Here is a 15,366-nt window from a genome sequence, read left to right on the forward strand (position 1 = left end):
TAACCGTTTTACGCTTGACGACCATAGCAAGGTGGTCCCACTCCTTCCCATCCCGAACAGGACAGTGAAACACCTTTGCGCCGATGATAGTGGGTGGACACCTGTGAAAGTAGGGCATCGTCAAGCTTCTTATTCGCTAAACCCTCTAGACCTCCCTCTAGAGGGTTTTTTACGTCTACCGACACCATAAACTAGCTCCCCCTCCATGTTTTAAACTGTAAGCGTCCGGTGAACACATGTATTCATTCCTGCTAAATTGCGCGACACTAAGGTTTTGTGTATGTTAGGAGAAATCAATGCCGTCTTTAATGCGTATCGAGACCGCCCAACGAGTGGGAATTCAAGAGCAAGCGTCGTAAGCGTCCGGTGAACACATGTATTCATTCCTGCTAAATTGCGCGACACTATGGTTTTGTGTATGTTAGGAGAAATCAATGCCGTCTTTAATGCGTATCGAGACCGCCCAACGAGTGGGAATTCAAGAGCAAGCGTCTAGCCTACTGGCACTAGATAAAATCATCCTGGTGAGTGAGGCGACAGATTTACGAGCGGGGATGGATACCTTGCGCACTAAGGCAATTCAGCGCTTTGGTCAGGTGGCACCTCACGAAGCCTATGTGTTTATGAATCGCACGCACACGCTTCTTAAATTACTCATGCACGATGCGATGGGGTCGTGGCTATGTGTTCGTCGACTACATGAAGGACGCTTTCACGGTGCAGGCTCACGGATGAATCCGGCACTGTCGGCAGAACAACTGCAGGCCTTAGCCTTGGGGCTGCCTTGGCATCGTTTAGGTGAAGCCGGTATCTATCGTTATTGTTAGTTTGATCGTGAGCTAAGTGGGGCGATCTTGTCAATTAGGTATTCTCGGTATCGCTTATTTTATCGGCATAAGGCATACTACGTCTTATGCCGAATTCTTTTGCTTTTCTTTCCTCTGATTTATCCCAGTTAACTGCTGAGCAGTTGCGCGAACTCGTGCTGCAACAACAAGCCTTAATTGCTCAACAAGACGCATTGATTGTAAAAAAAGCAGCACAGGTGGAAGAAAAGGATCTGGCCTATCGTCGTGTTCTGAGCGCTTACGAACAAGTGAAGATGGAGTTGGCGATCTTAAGACGCATCAACTTTGCTAAACGTAGCGAACAGCTCCCTGACCTACAAGCGAAACTTTTTGAAGATGACGCCCATGAGGATTTGGCTGAGCTAGAAACGATGTTAGACAACATCGGTCAGCAATTAACGTCCATGAGTGGTCAAGAGCACACACCTCGCACACCGTCTCGTATGCGTTTGCCGGCGGAATTGCCCTCGGTGGATATTCATTATACGTTGGAAAGCACGACCTGTGGTTGTGGTGCTGAGATGCGTCATCTTGGGGATGAGGTGAGTCAGAAACTGGATTATGTGCCCGGTACTTTTAGCGTGGAGAATCACATTCGTCCGAAATACGTGTGTGATTGTTGCAAGACCCTCAATCAAGCGCCGGTACCTCCTCACATCATTGATAAGGGGTTGGCAACGACCGGACTGCTGGCGACAGTACTGATCATGAAGTATGCTGACCATCTGCCGTTGCACCGTCAAGAAGCCATCTTTGAGCGCAGCGGTGTACGCATTGCCCGTTCTACGCTGGCGGATTGGGTAGGCACCTGTGGCGCACAGTTACAACCGCTCGTTGATGCTTTACGCCAAGAGGTGCTCTCGCATTCGGTATTGCATGCCGATGAGACCCCCATCACTTACATGCACCATAAAAAGGGCAAAACGCAACGTGGTTATTTCTGGGTCTATGCCCCGGGTGCTTATGAGCAGATGAAAGCGGTGATTTATGACTTTAAGCCAGGTCGCTCAGGCGCTCATGCCCGCGAATTCTTAGGCGATTGGCGCGGTAGTCTGATGTGTGATGATTACGCCGGTTATAAAGCCCTCTTTGCCGATGAGCAAGTGATTGAGGGGGGATGTTGGGCGCATGCGCGTCGCAAATTCCACGATATTTACCAAGCCAACGGCAGCTCAGTGGCTGAACAGGCCTTACAACAAATCCAACGACTTTATCACTACGAGGCCGAGGCCAGGAACTTAAGTCCACCGGAGCGATTAGCCCATCGACAACGCCACATGGAGCCGGCACTTAAGCAATTAGAAAGGTGGTTGCGTAGTCAGTTTGAGCTGGTGCCGCCGAACTCGGCGATCGCNGCTTAAAGGCTAAAGGAATTGTTTGCACAATTCTGTCGCAAGAATTGGCTCTTTGTAGGTTCAGAGAAAGCGGGTCGACGTGCGGCTGCGGTGATGTCGTTAATTCAATCGGCTAAGCTCAATGGCCATGACCCTTATGCTTACCTTAAGGATGTGTTGGAACGATTGCCGACACAGAAAGCGAAGGACATTGCTGAGCTTCTGCCTCATCGTTGGCAAGCGCCAAACGACACCAAGAATTAACACAATGCCCCGACAAAATCGGGGCATTGAACGTTTAAAAACGGAAGTCAATCGGAGTTCACCGGACGCTTACTTTAAACTCATCCTCATATCGCCCCCATATAACCATCTTGCGTGGTGTATGGTGACTTGTTTATGAGCCAGCGATTCTAACGCATCGCTCCACTACCTATAAGACAATTTTATGTTATGCCTCATTGGTTTAATACGTGCTGATAGTAGAAATTAGGTGTGCCTTGATTGCCTCACGGTATTAATGGTTGTATTTATTGTGTCTCAGTGTATGCTCAACGATTTGAGCAATTAGCAAGGTGCAATGAAATTAGTGAGTATATCTATGATAATCCAGCAATGGCAAGTGATAGCGAGTGAGATAAAGCTATCATTCGATTAGTCACCGAATTGATAGAAAGTCCATCCTCATTTAGCGAAGCACGAAAATTCAGGAACTAAAAAACTTAGGGTTAGAAGATAATTGGTTGGGCTAATCGTTTGATGTTGAAGTTGGGAGAAGAGGTATATCCAGAGAAATCTTCTTTTTAAAGCTTTGATGGGTCATTGTGCAATAACCAGTCTTTTAATGCATTGTTCATTTTTGTTTGCCAACCCTTTCCTAGCGTACGAAAAGCAGTAACCACATCCGTGTCAAAGCGGACTGTGAGTTGTTGCTTTTGTCCTGATCCGATAGGACGACCACGGACTCGAATACGATAAGGCTTTATTTGGCTTAAACGAGCGAGGTTTTCCTCTGTGGGGTGGAATGTGTCAGGGTCAGCCATCGCTGCAGCAGTAATGGCAGCGTCTTCTTCGTCGGTTGGACTAATATGATTAGGTTTAAGTGGTGGCATATTTTTTTTCCTCACGTTTATTGGCTTTTCGTAAACTAATAACTCGAAACTTATTTGCACGATGTGTATAGATAATGACATAGAGACGTTCTCGTATATATCCGATACATAGGTGTCGAATTTCAAAATAGTCCATACGTTTATCTGGCCAACAAAGTGCAGTTTCCCAATCAAAGTTCACTGCTTCTGTTAGATAAATACCGTGCTTTTCAAAATTTTGGATGTTTTTTTGATGGTCATATTCTATCTCGTCAAGTGTAATCATGATGACTATCTTAATTATTGTAGTTATAAAAAATAAATTCGTCAATGGTGAATTACTATCTTAGCGAGAAGAGAATGATGAGCATATAGGGGTAGGATGAAAGTATCCTAGGAGGAAGCTTAAAATTTACTGGAAATAATCAAGGCATTTAATATGTTTTATCGTTTAATATTTTACAGTGAATAATTAAACAAGTAGTATTAAATGCCTTTTCTCAATTAATGCTCTAAATCATTATCCAAAAAAACTTTCTTTTGACTATCCTCTGGCAGGATAAGGTTAAGTACTACGGCAGCAATACCCCCCATACAAATTGGGTTTTGGAATAAGATAGGTAGCTTTTCAAATACGGTTGGTTCAAAAGCAACACCTAAGCCTAATCCTACTGATGTGGCACAAATAATAGCCTCTCGACGATTTATGCCATGAGTCATAATAATACGTACACCAGCAATGGCAATAAGACCAAACATGAGTACCATTGCGCCACCCAGAACAGGGCTAGGGATAGTCGTAAATAAGCGTCCAATAATAGGGAATAGACCTAAAATAACGAGGATAGCAGCAATATATTTACCTACATGACGTGAAGCAACGCCAGTCATTTGAATAACACCATTGTTTTGTGCAAATGTTGTCAAGGGTAATGACCCCAATGCCGTGGCAATAACAGAGACGAGACCATCTGCCATTACACCACCACGTAAGCGAGCTGTATATTCTTCACCTTCGATAGGTTTATTTGAGACCATTGCGGTAGCGGTTAAGTCACCTACAGCTTCAAATACACTTAATAAGAAAATTGTACCTGCTAATAAAAAAGCATGCCAATCAAAGTTAAAACCGTATTTAAAAGGAATAGGGATAGTAATTAATGGTAAATTCTGTAAAGCACTGAAATCTACTATACCCATAAACAATGCCACGATATAACCAACGATGAGGCCGATAGCAATACCACCCATACGCCAGAATGGATTTTTAAAACAGTTAAATACTAAAACAATTAATAATACCAAGCTGGCTAGCCCTAGGTTTTGCCACGATCCAAAGCTACCGTTAGTTTTAGCTGCAAAGCCTCCTCCAAAATCAGTGATACCGACATGGATAAGGCTTAAACCAATCATCATCACAACTACACCAGATACTGTTGGTGTGATAACTCTTTTCAGATAGGGTAATAGCCAAGCTGCGCCAACGACTAGGAAAGCCCCCACAAAAGAGACGCCGAGTAGGGTAGAGATAACAGTGTCTTCTGTTAAACCCTGATTTTTCATCCCCAAACCAAGGGTAATCATGACGGTGACAAAAGAGAAGTTAACGGATTGGATAGAGAGCATACCAGAACCAATCATACCAAAACGATTAACTTGTAAAAAAGTGCCGACACCAGAGGCAACCATCGCCATAGAAACAAGATAGGCCGTGATTTCTGTCGAAAGCCCTAGGGCACCACCTACAATTAAGGCGGGTGTTACCATAGGAACAAAAATGGCTAGGAGGTGAGTCATTGCACTTAGCAATGCATTAAAGAAAGGGGGATTATCTTCGATTTGATAAACTAAATCGTTATTTGGTCTTTGAGAGGGATGCATTATTAGATGTCCAAAAAAAATAATGCACTATATTTTAACGTGGATTGATACTTATGGTAAATCTTTAAATGGAAACTTTTGCCTTTATAAAATAAAAACGGCTTATTAGCAACTCTTTTTAAATTGATGTGTGGGCTTACGGTGTATGAAACCCCAAGAATTGATTGATTATCATAATTATGAAAACTCACACCTGAAAAAATATGATATCCACCACTATCACATTTTTACGTTTAAACAACTAAAGTGGCACTGAATGAGGACTTAAGCATTGTTTTGATTTTTGACTTCGTCTAAATCAATAGAGTCAATTTCTCCCCAAAGTTTGCCCATATCATCAAAATGAACTTGTACATCAAACAACTCTAAATTATGGCTACTTAATTCCCCACCAAGTACAGGTGGTTCTTTAAAACTATACACGGTATTTTCTGGCATAGTCAAATGAATAACAGGTGCTAATAATTCGAGCGAAAAATAATCAATGACAAAATCTTTATCGTTTAATAGTTGACGGAAATTTTCAATTGAATCTGCGATGGATTCAAGTTCACCATCTAAGGTATCTAAAAAGAAAATCTCGCCACTTTGAGGCTCAATTAAAAAAGCATCGCCAAGTTTGGTTATCATGACGATTTCTAGTCTAGGCTCAAATAACCATGCCCATTCCTTTAATAAATCTTTGGCATTGAGATGATCAGTAGGAATAGTTAAATTTTGAATTTCCATGTAGGTTTTCTTAAATAGTTTAAAATTTTTGAAAAGCTTATCTCACTAAAGCTCTACTGTGCTTCGCATTAAATTCTTCGTCTGTACTAAAGAAATAACGAATAGCATCAATAAAACTAATAAGTATTACTAAGGGGGAGTAAATGATAGAGCCAATAATATACAAAATCCCTAGACCGTATTGTTGCATATAAAAACGATGACCACCTATCCAACCTAAGAAAATCGCTAATATAATTGCCATTTTGCGATTATTACCTGGTTTATTAAGGTCGTCAGAGTGATTTTTAAGTACCCAAATTGAGGCAAAAATAGTAATGATTAATGCCAAGATAATTTTGTAAGGGTTCTCTTGGATAAATCCTATGATAGTTTGATAGTATTCTCTCCAATGGGCAAAAATAATCACTGTCCATTCTTCAAGAAATTGAAGTAGACTCGCTAAAACCCCTTCACCAAACATCAATGCAAGAAGAACAGCGATAAAAATAACAATAGGTATAAAGATTTTTTGCATAATAAAAAATCCCTCAAAAATGAAAAAATAGTTCCAATATTGACTTATAAAGAACGATATCTAATAGACAATGCATAAAAGCCAACTATTGCTAATAATGTAACGGTTTAGTGTAAAAAAACAAGAGGGAATTATTAAAAGTTAACAGTTAATCGTTACAGCTTAGTAATTGTTAGGTTATTGAGAGTATTGTGTTTTGGGGGCTGGTTTTCATTATTAGTGAAAAGCTGAACATCAACAGGTGAACAAAGTTAAGGGATAGGCTTATACTGAGATATCCGCTTTAAACAAATTAACTAGACAGCGTGTTAACGTTACTACCTAACAGTTGTAATCTAGTAACGGTTAGGTAGCTTGTAAGACTAAGGATACTTTGGATAATGGATTAAGATGCAGATAAGCTAAATAATGCTTGTAATGGGTGTGATTTTCCATCAACCAATTCAGCTAATATTTCTGCTGATCCTGTCGCAAGCGTAAAACCTAATGCACCATGTCCCACATTAATAAATAAATTATTAAAAGGTGTTGTATCAATAATTGGTTTGCCTAATGGTGTTGCTGGGCGTAAACCAGCCCATTGAGTTGCTTTATCATAATCACCTGCAGCAGCAAATACGGCTTTGGCTTCATTAATTAATGCTTTGATACGTACAGGATCAATTTTATAATCTAAACCAACCAAATCAGCCATGCCTGCCAAACGTAGACGATTACCTAGACGTGCATAAACAACCTTACGCTCAAAATCAGTAATGCTGACTTTGGGCGCCATCTGATCATTTTCAATAGGTAAGGTTAAACTGTAGCCTTTAAGTGGTGCAACAGGAACAGATACATCAATCTGGCGTAGTAGGGATGTACTTTCAACACCTAAGCACACAATGATTTTGTCTGCAGTGATGGAGTTACCATCTTGTAAACGTATTTGTACTTGTGATGCATTAATCTTTTCAAGTTGCTTTACTTTATGGTTGAATAAAATCTTCACCCCTTGGCTTAACAAGTATTCTTTAAAGGCTAATGATACTTTATAGGCATCCGCTGCCTCTTCACTTTCGGTAAAAATACCACCAACGAGTTGGTCGGCTATAGGTGCTAAAGCAGGCTCTTTTTCAATACATTGTTGGCGTGATAATGCTTGTTGAGGCTGTCCACCTAATTTAGCCTGTACATCTAATTGACATACCGCACTTTGCATAGATTCTTCTGAACGATGGACGACTAATTTACCTGTACAACTGTAGTCTATCCCACTAAAGGTATCTTCAGCAAAAAGCTTGTGGTAGCAATCTCTACTTAAATAAGCCAATTTTAATAATTCTTGGGTTGTTTTCGCACTTGTTGTGGAATTACAGGCTTTAAGAAATTTTAGATTCCAACAAACCATGGCTGGATCTAGACTAGGCTTAAAACGTAAAGGAGAGTTGGGATCAAGAAGCCATTTCGGTACTTTACCCATAACACCAGGGCCTGCTAGAGGGGCGACATAACTATACGAAAGTTGTGCCCCATTGGCAAAGGTTGTACCATGACCCACTTCACTATTTTGTTCAATAATCGTTACTTCATAGCCTCGTTTAACAAGAGCATTGGCTGTACTTAAACCAATAATACCTGCACCAAGAATAACAGCTTTCATTTAAATACCTTCTTTACTTTGTAACCAATCAATTTCTGCTTGTGTAAAACCAGCTTTTTTCCGATCTCTTATATTAAAAGGGCCTTTGGGCTTATTAGTGCCATATTGTATTAATAAATTTGCATAACAATCAATAGGATCAAGTTGATGTAAATTACACATATATTGATACCAGCGATTGCCAATTTCTACATGACCAATTTCATCTCGTAGAATAATTTCTAATATTTCAACAGCTTTAGTATCGCCAATTTGTTTAAATTTTTCTTGCATCCCGGGATTAACATCAAGACCTCGAGCTTCTAATGTCCTAGGAACCAACCCGAGACGAGCTAATAAGTCATTAGACGTTTTTTCAGACATATCCCATAGCCCATTATGTGCACTAAAATCACCATAGTCAAAGCCAATTGATTGTAAATGCTCGCGAATGAGACCAAAGTGGTAACATTCCTCTTTGGCTACTCGTAACCAATCCAGATAAAATTGTTCTGGCATATTAGGAAAACGCCAAATAATATCTAGCGCTAAATTAATCGCATTAAATTCGATGTGAGCAATAGCATGGAGTAAAGATGCTCGCCCTTGTTGTGAACCGACTGAGCGAAAATTGACTGTTTTGGGATCTACGAGTTCTGGTTTGATAGGACGTCCTGGAAGAGGGCGAGATGGAATAAGGATTTGTGATGTATCAAGTACTTGTTGACTAACATTAATTGTATTAACAGTGTTGATTTTTTGATTGATATCAGTTTGTTCAAGGGCATACAGCACTTGCTCTCTTATATTCATACCTTAATTGAGAAATAGATTCTAAATAGCTATTGTACAAAAAATTAGGTATAAAATCAGGCTCTTTTACTGTTTTTGTTGGGGATTGATGAAGATTGAATAGTTTAGAAAAACAGCATAGGAAAAATAGTGAAATAATATTCTATGATAAAACTTTCCCATTATCTATTTTTCTGGGAACTATTCCTACTATAATAGTGCTTTGTTTTTTTAACTGAGCAAAGAATGGATTGGTCTCAAGAATTATCGTCGAGTTTTTTCTGGGTAGGCAAAGCCTTTTTAATTTCTACTGTCTTATTAGTGGTAGTTGGTTTTATTCTGATCAAGACAACCCGCTGGGCTTCCCAGTTTTGGTTTTTGGCAGGTCATTATTTCAATCCTAAAGAAAAGCCATTAACGATAATTACTTTTGCCATAATCTTATTATTAAGTTTGTTTGGTGTACGTATTAGTGTGCTGTTTTCCAATTGGTATAACACGATGTACACGGCATTGCAAAAGTTGGATGAGAATACTTTTTGGATTCAAATGATTGTGTTCTCAGTTCTAGCCGCTATTCATATTGTCAGGGCCTTATTATCTTATTATTTACAACAACGATTCACCATCAAGTGGCGAGAAACCTTAAATGAAGAAATGCTTTCACGGTGGATGGACAAAAAAAGCTATTATCGTTCTTACTATTTAGATACGCCTATTGATAACCCTGATCAACGAATCCAACAAGATGTGGTAAGTTTTGTGACCTTATCGTTAGATCTTACGTTAGGTGTTATTTCCTCTATGGTATCTGCTGTTGCTTTTACCATTATCTTGTGGGGGCTATCTGACGAGATGCAGATTCTTGGGGTAACCATTCCTCGAGGAATGGTATTTGCTTTATTTATTTACATCATTGTGGCTACTGTTTTAGCGTTTAAAATTGGTCGTCCTTTGATTCGTTTGAATTTCTTAGATGAGCGACTAAATGCGAACTATCGTTATTCACTTATCCGTGTGCGTGAATATGCGGAGAGTATTGCATTTTACGCTGGTGAAAAAATTGAGGGAAGTAAATTACGTCAACGGTTTGCTGAAGTGATTGAGAATGTTTGGGCGATTGTACATAGAAGCTTAAAATTTCAAGGATTTAACTTTTTTATCTCTCAGACAGCTGTTATTTTCCCGTTTATTATTCAAGCCCCACGTTTTTTTGCGGGTAAATTAGACTTAGGGGGGATGGTTCAAACGGCACAAGCTTTTGGTAATTTATCTGAGAATTTATCTTTCTTCCGTACGGCGTATGATAGCTTTGCGCAATATAAGGCTGTGCTAGATCGTTTAACAGGGTTTCATCATAATATTGATAGTGCAGATCAGTTGCCTACACCAAATGTACAGCAACAAGGTGAAAGAGTGGCATTAGAAAATGTGTCTATTTATACGCCTTTAGAAAGAGTACTTGTACAAGATTTATCGATTGAAGTGAATGACGGTGATGCCTTGTTAATTCAAGGACCGTCAGGATCTGGGAAAACAACTATCTTGCGTACTATTGCCGGGGTGTGGCCATATTGTAAGGGTAGCGTAATTCGTCCTTCTGATGGGGTGCTGTTTTTATCACAAAAACCTTATTTACCTGAAGGTAGCCTAATTGATACCTTATATTATCCAAATCCAGTCCCTGAAAATGCTCATGAGAAAGCACTAGAGGTATTACAAAAGGTTGCCTTACCTCATCTATCAAAACGTCTGGATGAGGAGCATAATTGGTCTCATACCTTATCGTTAGGAGAGCAGCAGCGTGTGGCGTTTGCCAGAATTCTATTGATTCAACCTAAAGTTGTTTTTATGGATGAAGCAACCTCGGCAATGGATGAGGGATTAGAATATGCAATGTATCATTTATTGCGCACAAATTTTCCAACATTAAAATTAGTTAGTGTGGGGCATAGAAGTACCTTACATGTTCACCACACTCACTTATTAACCTTGACAGGAGAAGGGGCATGGGAATACAAATTAATGAACAACCAGGCTACACATTAAAAGCAGGGGATTGGAATGATCTGGCTGCCGATGCATCATTGATTCGTTTTGAAGTATTTGTTCAAGAGCAGCAGGTACCACCTGAAGAAGAGCTCGATGAAATGGATAAATTATCCTACCATGCCATGGTGTACAATGAGCAACACGTCCCTGTGGCAACAGGACGCTTGTTACCTGATGGACATATTGGTCGAATGGCTGTTCGAAAGATGGCTCGTGGGACAGGTATCGGTGGAATTGTTTTAGCACACCTGATTGATACCGCTAGAACTCAAGGATATAAGGAAGTCGTTTTATCAGCACAAACCCATGCGATTGGTTTTTATGAAAAGTATGGGTTTCATGCAGAGGGTGATATTTATTTGGATGCTGGTATAGAGCACCGACTCATGCGATTAGTCTTTTAGTCTCGTACTATCCCCCATGAGTTACTAATATTCATGGGGGAATTTACTTTATGCCCACCAAGAGAGTGGGCTTTTATATTTGGCGACACCGACAATAAAGAAGAAAATCAGTAAAACAAAGCTTGTTCCAATCAATTTTCCACTAAGTGAATGTACTTTTTTCAGTGTAATATAGCCACACAAAATGTATAAACATAGCATGATAATTTTGACCAAAATAAAAGGATGATTAGGGCCAATAACCATTACCATGAGAATGGCGCAGGTCAAAAGCACAGTATCAATGATATGAGGAAGGTATTTTGCCCATGCCTGTTGAAGAATGGCTGGGTTAGAAACAGAAAAAAATATTCTGATTAATAACAATATGACACTGGTATAGGCACAGCTCATATGTATCATTTTGATGGTTAGGTAGTGTTCAGCCATTTGTTTTTGTCCTAAATTAAATGTTTTGTGTAAACAAACTTACTAAAACTAAATATTAGCGTATTATTTTAAATTTCGTTTAATAGCTTTACACTTTCTAGGTCTTTATAATGGATTTCAGCTTTTCTTGGGATATGTTATTGCTGTTTTTTGCAGCAGCTTGTTTGGCAGGTTTTATTGATTCAATCGCTGGAGGAGGGGGATTAATTGGCATTCCAGTATTACTTCTATCAGGCTTACCTCCAATTAATGCTCTTGCAACTAATAAAGTTCAGGGAATGGCGGGTTCATTTACAGCCTCAATGACGATGATTAGAAAAGGGGTCGTAAAGTTAGATAAAATTTGGTTTGCTGCCCTAATGTCTTTTATTGGCGCCACTATAGGAACAATCTGTGTGCATTTTATTAATGTATCGGTATTGGATATTCTAATTCCTATCGTATTGATTATGATTGGGCTTTATTTTTTATTAGTGCCAAGTGTGGGTGAAATAGAGAAAAAACCACGCATGGAAGAAAAATTATTTAATACCACTGTGGTACCGGGTATTGGTTTTTATGACGGTATTTTTGGTCCGGGAACAGGCTCTTTTTTTTCCTTATCTAATATCGCTTTACGCGGACAGCAAATTGTGACAGCAACAGGTAATGCCAAGGTATTTAATTTTGCAAGTAATATTGCGGCTGTATTAGTGTTTGTATTTAGTGGCAAAGTCGTCTGGCTAGTTGGTGCTGTGATGATTTGTGGGCAGATTTTAGGGGCATATCTTGGCTCATTGATGGTGATTAAAAATGGTTCCAAATTAATTCGCCCGCTTGTCGTAATCATGTGTTTTTTAATGGTTGCTCGTTATATGTACTCAAAATTTTGGCTCTAAGATAATATGTAAATCAGTCATGTCCGTCATCAATAAGTAAAATAGTTCATATATGGTTATGCCATAGGAACTATTTATAAATAAGGAGTATCTCTTGGTAACACATCCTACAACTGTTTCTTTAGAAATGGGTAATCAGTTTGATGCTGATGTGCCTAGTCGTGAGGATATTCTTGCCTTTATGCGAGAGCATCAAAAACAAATAGGCTTGGATGCTTTGTCTAGACATTTTAAATTAGTGAGAGAAACTGGCGTAAGAGGGTTAGAGAAACGCCTAGAAGCGATGCTTAGAGATGGTCAATTGATAGCGGTTAGACAAGGCTATAAAATTAATCAACATAATGATAATGTTGTGATTGGGCGAGTTCAAGGTCATAGAGATGGATTTGGCTTTTTAATCCCCGAGGATAATAATACTGAAGATATCTATCTATCTAATCGTGAAATGCTAAAAGTATTGCATGGCGACAAGGTAAGTGTCAAAGTTATTGGTGAGAATAAGGGTCGTTTAGAAGGGACTATTCTTGAAGTATTAGAGCGTGGTACCAGCAAATTAGTTGGACGTATTTTGTATGAGCAAGGGCAGTGGGTAGTTGTGCCTGAAGATCAACGGATTAAGCATGACATTATTATCCCTCCTGCAGATATCATGTCAGCGAATCCAGGCAATGTAGTGGTGATTGAAATTACTAATCAACCCACACGTTATAGCCAACCAACAGGGAAGGTCATAGAGGTTTTAGGCGAAATTGATGATCCGGGAATGGAGATAGAAATTGCCGTTAGAAAATTCGATGTGCCTGTTGATTTCTCAGCTGCTACACTTAAGCAAGTACAAGCTTTTCCTGAGAAAGTTATTGAATCGGATCTTGAAAATAGAATTGATTTAAGAGATATTCCTTTTATTACTATTGACGGAGAGGATGCAAGAGACTTTGATGATGCTGTATATGCAGAAGCGGTTAATTTAGGAACAGAAAAACGCAAACGAAAAGGTTGGCGGTTATTAGTTGCTATTGCAGATGTATCTCATTATGTGCAACCCAAAACAGCATTAGATGAAGACGCATTACAACGAGGTACATCAGTATATTTCCCTCGCCGAGTAATTCCTATGTTACCTGAAGCACTATCTAATGGATTATGCTCTTTAAATCCTGAGGTAGATAGGCTTGTATTAGTATGCGATATGGTGATTGCAGCGACAGGAGCTAAAGCAGGAGAAGTTCAAGCTTATCAGTTTTATGATGCGGTCATTCATTCTCATGCACGAACGACATATACACAAGTATGGGATAGTTTGCAGCAGCCGTTAGGCCCATCAGCTAAACAATTAGCTCATGTGGTTCCTCAAATTAATGATTTATATGAGCTTTATCATCTCTTATTTGATGCTCGTAAAAAACGAGGAGCAATGGAGTTTGAGACAGTAGAAACAAAGATCATTAGTAATGATATGGGTAAGATTGAGCAGATTGTGCCATTCATTAGAAATAATGCTCATCGATTGATTGAAGAATGTATGTTGGCAGCTAATACATGTGCAGCCGATTTTATTATTCGTAGTAAACGGCAAGGTCTTTTCCGTGTTCATGAAGGACCTACCGTTGAAAAATTAGCTAGCTTACGTAGTTTTCTGAAGAATCTTGGTTTGTTGTTAGGTGGTGGTGCAGACCCTCAAGGCAAAGACTATGCCACACTATTAGATAGCGCCAGAATACGTCCTGATTATCAAGTTGTCCAGACGATGGCTTTACGGTCAATGCAACAAGCTATTTATAGTCCTGATAACTCAGGGCACTTTGGTTTGGCCTATGAAGCCTATACACACTTTACCTCACCTATTCGCCGTTATCCTGATTTATTGGTGCATAGAGTTATCAAGAGTATCTTGAAACAAAAAAAATATATGCCAGAGGTTGATGGTGTCGAAAGAGTCAAAGGAGAGCCTATAGCCGAGCATGAGCATGCTGTATGGGATTATTTAGGCGTTAAATTGTCTGCCGCAGAACGACGTGCTGATGATGCGTCTAGAGATGTTGAATCATGGCTTAAATGCTGGTATATCAGAGAGAAAATTGGTGAGGTGTTTAGTGGCAAAGTGACAGGAGTGACTAGCTTTGGTTTATTTGTTACGCTAGATACCCTTTTTGTTGAAGGCTTAATCCATATTTCTGAATTGGGGGCGGATTATTTTGTTTTCTCAGAAACAACTAATGAGTTGTATGGAGAAAGGACTGGTAAGCGTTATCGTCTCGGAGATGCTGTACAAATTCAGGTAGCAAGAGTGGATCTTGAGGCTCGACGCATAGAGTTTATTCCTGTGCGTGGCTTGACTTTTGAGGGAGTGCAAAAAGAGTTAATGGGTGAAAGCAAACCTCAACGTAGAATTAAAAAAGCGGCCAAAGCAAAACCTGCTGAACTTAGAGGACTTACGGCGTCGCAACGTCGTTTAGCACTTAAAAAAGAGAGCAAGCAAGAAGAGAAGTTAAATCGTACTAATAGTTCCAAAAAAAGAGCCAAAAAAGTATCAAGAAAAAAAGCATCCAGTAAGTAGTCTTGTATATGTTTATTTAGCTTAAGAAGCTATTTAGCTTTTTAGACTATGGATAAAAGATAATTGGATGTGTAGGCTTTTATACTAGTCATTAGGACTTGATTTTTGTGGTTCTAAGTAGAAAAGTTGTTTGTCTAAATCTAAAAAAGATTTTTCAATAGTTTAAGGGGCTATTTAGCCCCTTATTTACTAGACTCTATATAATGAGAGGACATCGTTTATTTTAAAGTAAA

13 protein-coding genes, 1 rRNA gene and 1 pseudogene are annotated in these 15,366 nt (G+C 39.4%); 7 read left to right on the forward strand and 8 right to left on the reverse strand.

Translation table 11 applies throughout. The features are described 5' to 3' along the window. The first annotated feature begins 13 nt into the window (after positions 1-13). From rrf to BQ4443_RS01795, 3 genes and pseudogenes are all read left to right on the forward strand, one after another. Positions 14-126 (forward strand): 5S ribosomal RNA (gene rrf, locus BQ4443_RS01785). Positions 127-434: 308 nt separating this feature from the next. Beyond that, positions 435-827 (forward strand): IS66 family insertion sequence element accessory protein TnpB, encoded by a 393-nt coding sequence (tnpB, locus tag BQ4443_RS01790; protein WP_083331814.1) that lies wholly within the window; start codon positions 435-437, stop codon positions 825-827. A gap of 86 nt (positions 828-913) precedes the next feature. Beyond that, positions 914-2,446, forward strand: a pseudogene (locus BQ4443_RS01795) (IS66 family transposase). A 539-nt stretch (positions 2,447-2,985) separates the two neighbouring features. On the opposite strand, the gene BQ4443_RS01800 reads toward BQ4443_RS01795, so the two are convergent. The 7 genes from BQ4443_RS01800 to BQ4443_RS01830 form a co-directional block, all read right to left on the reverse strand. Continuing rightward, positions 2,986-3,294: a BrnA antitoxin family protein gene (locus tag BQ4443_RS01800; RefSeq protein ID WP_023949860.1), complete on the reverse strand. Its 309-nt coding sequence runs from the start codon at positions 3,292-3,294 to the stop codon at positions 2,986-2,988. Beyond that, positions 3,281-3,559: a BrnT family toxin gene (locus BQ4443_RS01805; RefSeq protein WP_023949862.1), complete on the reverse strand. Its 279-nt coding sequence runs from the start codon at positions 3,557-3,559 to the stop codon at positions 3,281-3,283. Before BQ4443_RS01805 ends, BQ4443_RS01800 begins: the two co-directional genes overlap by 14 nt. A gap of 218 nt (positions 3,560-3,777) precedes the next feature. Next, the gene (locus BQ4443_RS01810; RefSeq protein WP_023950089.1) at positions 3,778-5,154 is read right to left on the reverse strand and encodes a nucleobase:cation symporter-2 family protein; all 1,377 of its coding nucleotides are present in this window, start codon (positions 5,152-5,154) and stop codon (positions 3,778-3,780) included. A 264-nt stretch (positions 5,155-5,418) separates the two neighbouring features. Then, the gene (locus BQ4443_RS01815) at positions 5,419-5,883 is read right to left on the reverse strand and encodes a T6SS immunity protein Tdi1 domain-containing protein (protein ID WP_023950088.1); all 465 of its coding nucleotides are present in this window, start codon (positions 5,881-5,883) and stop codon (positions 5,419-5,421) included. A 37-nt stretch (positions 5,884-5,920) separates the two neighbouring features. Then, positions 5,921-6,400 carry a TM2 domain-containing protein gene (locus tag BQ4443_RS01820; protein ID WP_023950087.1) on the reverse strand — a complete coding sequence of 160 codons (480 nt, stop codon included), beginning with the start codon at positions 6,398-6,400 and terminating at the stop codon, positions 5,921-5,923. A 385-nt stretch (positions 6,401-6,785) separates the two neighbouring features. Next, the gene (locus BQ4443_RS01825; RefSeq protein WP_023950086.1) at positions 6,786-8,042 is read right to left on the reverse strand and encodes a D-amino acid dehydrogenase; all 1,257 of its coding nucleotides are present in this window, start codon (positions 8,040-8,042) and stop codon (positions 6,786-6,788) included. After that, entirely contained in the window at positions 8,043-8,834 is a 792-nt protein-coding gene (locus BQ4443_RS01830) for a ferritin-like domain-containing protein (RefSeq protein WP_031274278.1), read from the reverse strand. Between the two features lie 225 nt (positions 8,835-9,059). On the opposite strand from BQ4443_RS01830, the gene BQ4443_RS01835 reads away from it, so the two are divergent. Then, positions 9,060-10,862, forward strand: a complete 1,803-nt coding sequence (locus BQ4443_RS01835) for an ABC transporter ATP-binding protein/permease (RefSeq protein WP_071057888.1) — start codon at positions 9,060-9,062, stop codon at positions 10,860-10,862. Then, positions 10,823-11,269, forward strand: a complete 447-nt coding sequence (locus tag BQ4443_RS01840) for a GNAT family N-acetyltransferase (RefSeq protein WP_071057889.1) — start codon at positions 10,823-10,825, stop codon at positions 11,267-11,269. The genes BQ4443_RS01835 and BQ4443_RS01840 overlap by 40 nt, the downstream gene beginning before the upstream one ends. A gap of 48 nt (positions 11,270-11,317) precedes the next feature. Here the strand turns inward: BQ4443_RS01840 and BQ4443_RS01845 are convergent, their stop codons facing one another. Further along, positions 11,318-11,698, reverse strand: coding sequence for a SirB2 family protein (locus BQ4443_RS01845; RefSeq protein WP_023950084.1), 381 nt, complete (start codon positions 11,696-11,698; stop codon positions 11,318-11,320). A 110-nt stretch (positions 11,699-11,808) separates the two neighbouring features. On the opposite strand from BQ4443_RS01845, the gene BQ4443_RS01850 reads away from it, so the two are divergent. After that, positions 11,809-12,576, forward strand: coding sequence for a TSUP family transporter (locus BQ4443_RS01850; RefSeq protein ID WP_071057890.1), 768 nt, complete (start codon positions 11,809-11,811; stop codon positions 12,574-12,576). A gap of 127 nt (positions 12,577-12,703) precedes the next feature. Beyond that, positions 12,704-15,133: a ribonuclease R gene (gene rnr / locus BQ4443_RS01855; protein ID WP_083331868.1), complete on the forward strand. Its 2,430-nt coding sequence runs from the start codon at positions 12,704-12,706 to the stop codon at positions 15,131-15,133. The last annotated feature ends 233 nt before the right edge of the window (positions 15,134-15,366 follow it).

Source organism: Pelistega sp. MC2 (genome assembly GCF_900099475.1).
In the GTDB taxonomy this organism is placed as follows: Bacteria; Pseudomonadota; Gammaproteobacteria; order Burkholderiales; family Burkholderiaceae_B; genus Taylorella; species Taylorella indica.

Excerpts from the sequence above, each read along its gene's own strand:
- BQ4443_RS01810 (WP_023950089.1), bottom strand. The coding sequence starts at position 5,154 with ATGCATCCCTCTCAAAGACCAAATAACGATTTAGTTTATCAAATCGAA.
- rnr (WP_083331868.1), top strand. The coding sequence starts at position 12,704 with ATGGGTAATCAGTTTGATGCTGATGTGCCTAGTCGTGAGGATATTCTT.
- BQ4443_RS01825 (WP_023950086.1), bottom strand. The coding sequence starts at position 8,042 with ATGAAAGCTGTTATTCTTGGTGCAGGTATTATTGGTTTAAGTACAGCC.
- tnpB (WP_083331814.1), top strand. The coding sequence starts at position 435 with ATGCCGTCTTTAATGCGTATCGAGACCGCCCAACGAGTGGGAATTCAA.
- BQ4443_RS01815 (WP_023950088.1), bottom strand. The coding sequence starts at position 5,883 with ATGGAAATTCAAAATTTAACTATTCCTACTGATCATCTCAATGCCAAA.
- BQ4443_RS01830 (WP_031274278.1), bottom strand. The coding sequence starts at position 8,834 with ATGAATATAAGAGAGCAAGTGCTGTATGCCCTTGAACAAACTGATATC.
- BQ4443_RS01800 (WP_023949860.1), bottom strand. The coding sequence starts at position 3,294 with ATGCCACCACTTAAACCTAATCATATTAGTCCAACCGACGAAGAAGAC.
- BQ4443_RS01835 (WP_071057888.1), top strand. The coding sequence starts at position 9,060 with ATGGATTGGTCTCAAGAATTATCGTCGAGTTTTTTCTGGGTAGGCAAA.
- BQ4443_RS01845 (WP_023950084.1), bottom strand. The coding sequence starts at position 11,698 with ATGGCTGAACACTACCTAACCATCAAAATGATACATATGAGCTGTGCC.
- BQ4443_RS01820 (WP_023950087.1), bottom strand. The coding sequence starts at position 6,400 with ATGCAAAAAATCTTTATACCTATTGTTATTTTTATCGCTGTTCTTCTT.
- BQ4443_RS01805 (WP_023949862.1), bottom strand. The coding sequence starts at position 3,559 with ATGATTACACTTGACGAGATAGAATATGACCATCAAAAAAACATCCAA.
- BQ4443_RS01840 (WP_071057889.1), top strand. The coding sequence starts at position 10,823 with ATGGGAATACAAATTAATGAACAACCAGGCTACACATTAAAAGCAGGG.
- BQ4443_RS01850 (WP_071057890.1), top strand. The coding sequence starts at position 11,809 with ATGGATTTCAGCTTTTCTTGGGATATGTTATTGCTGTTTTTTGCAGCA.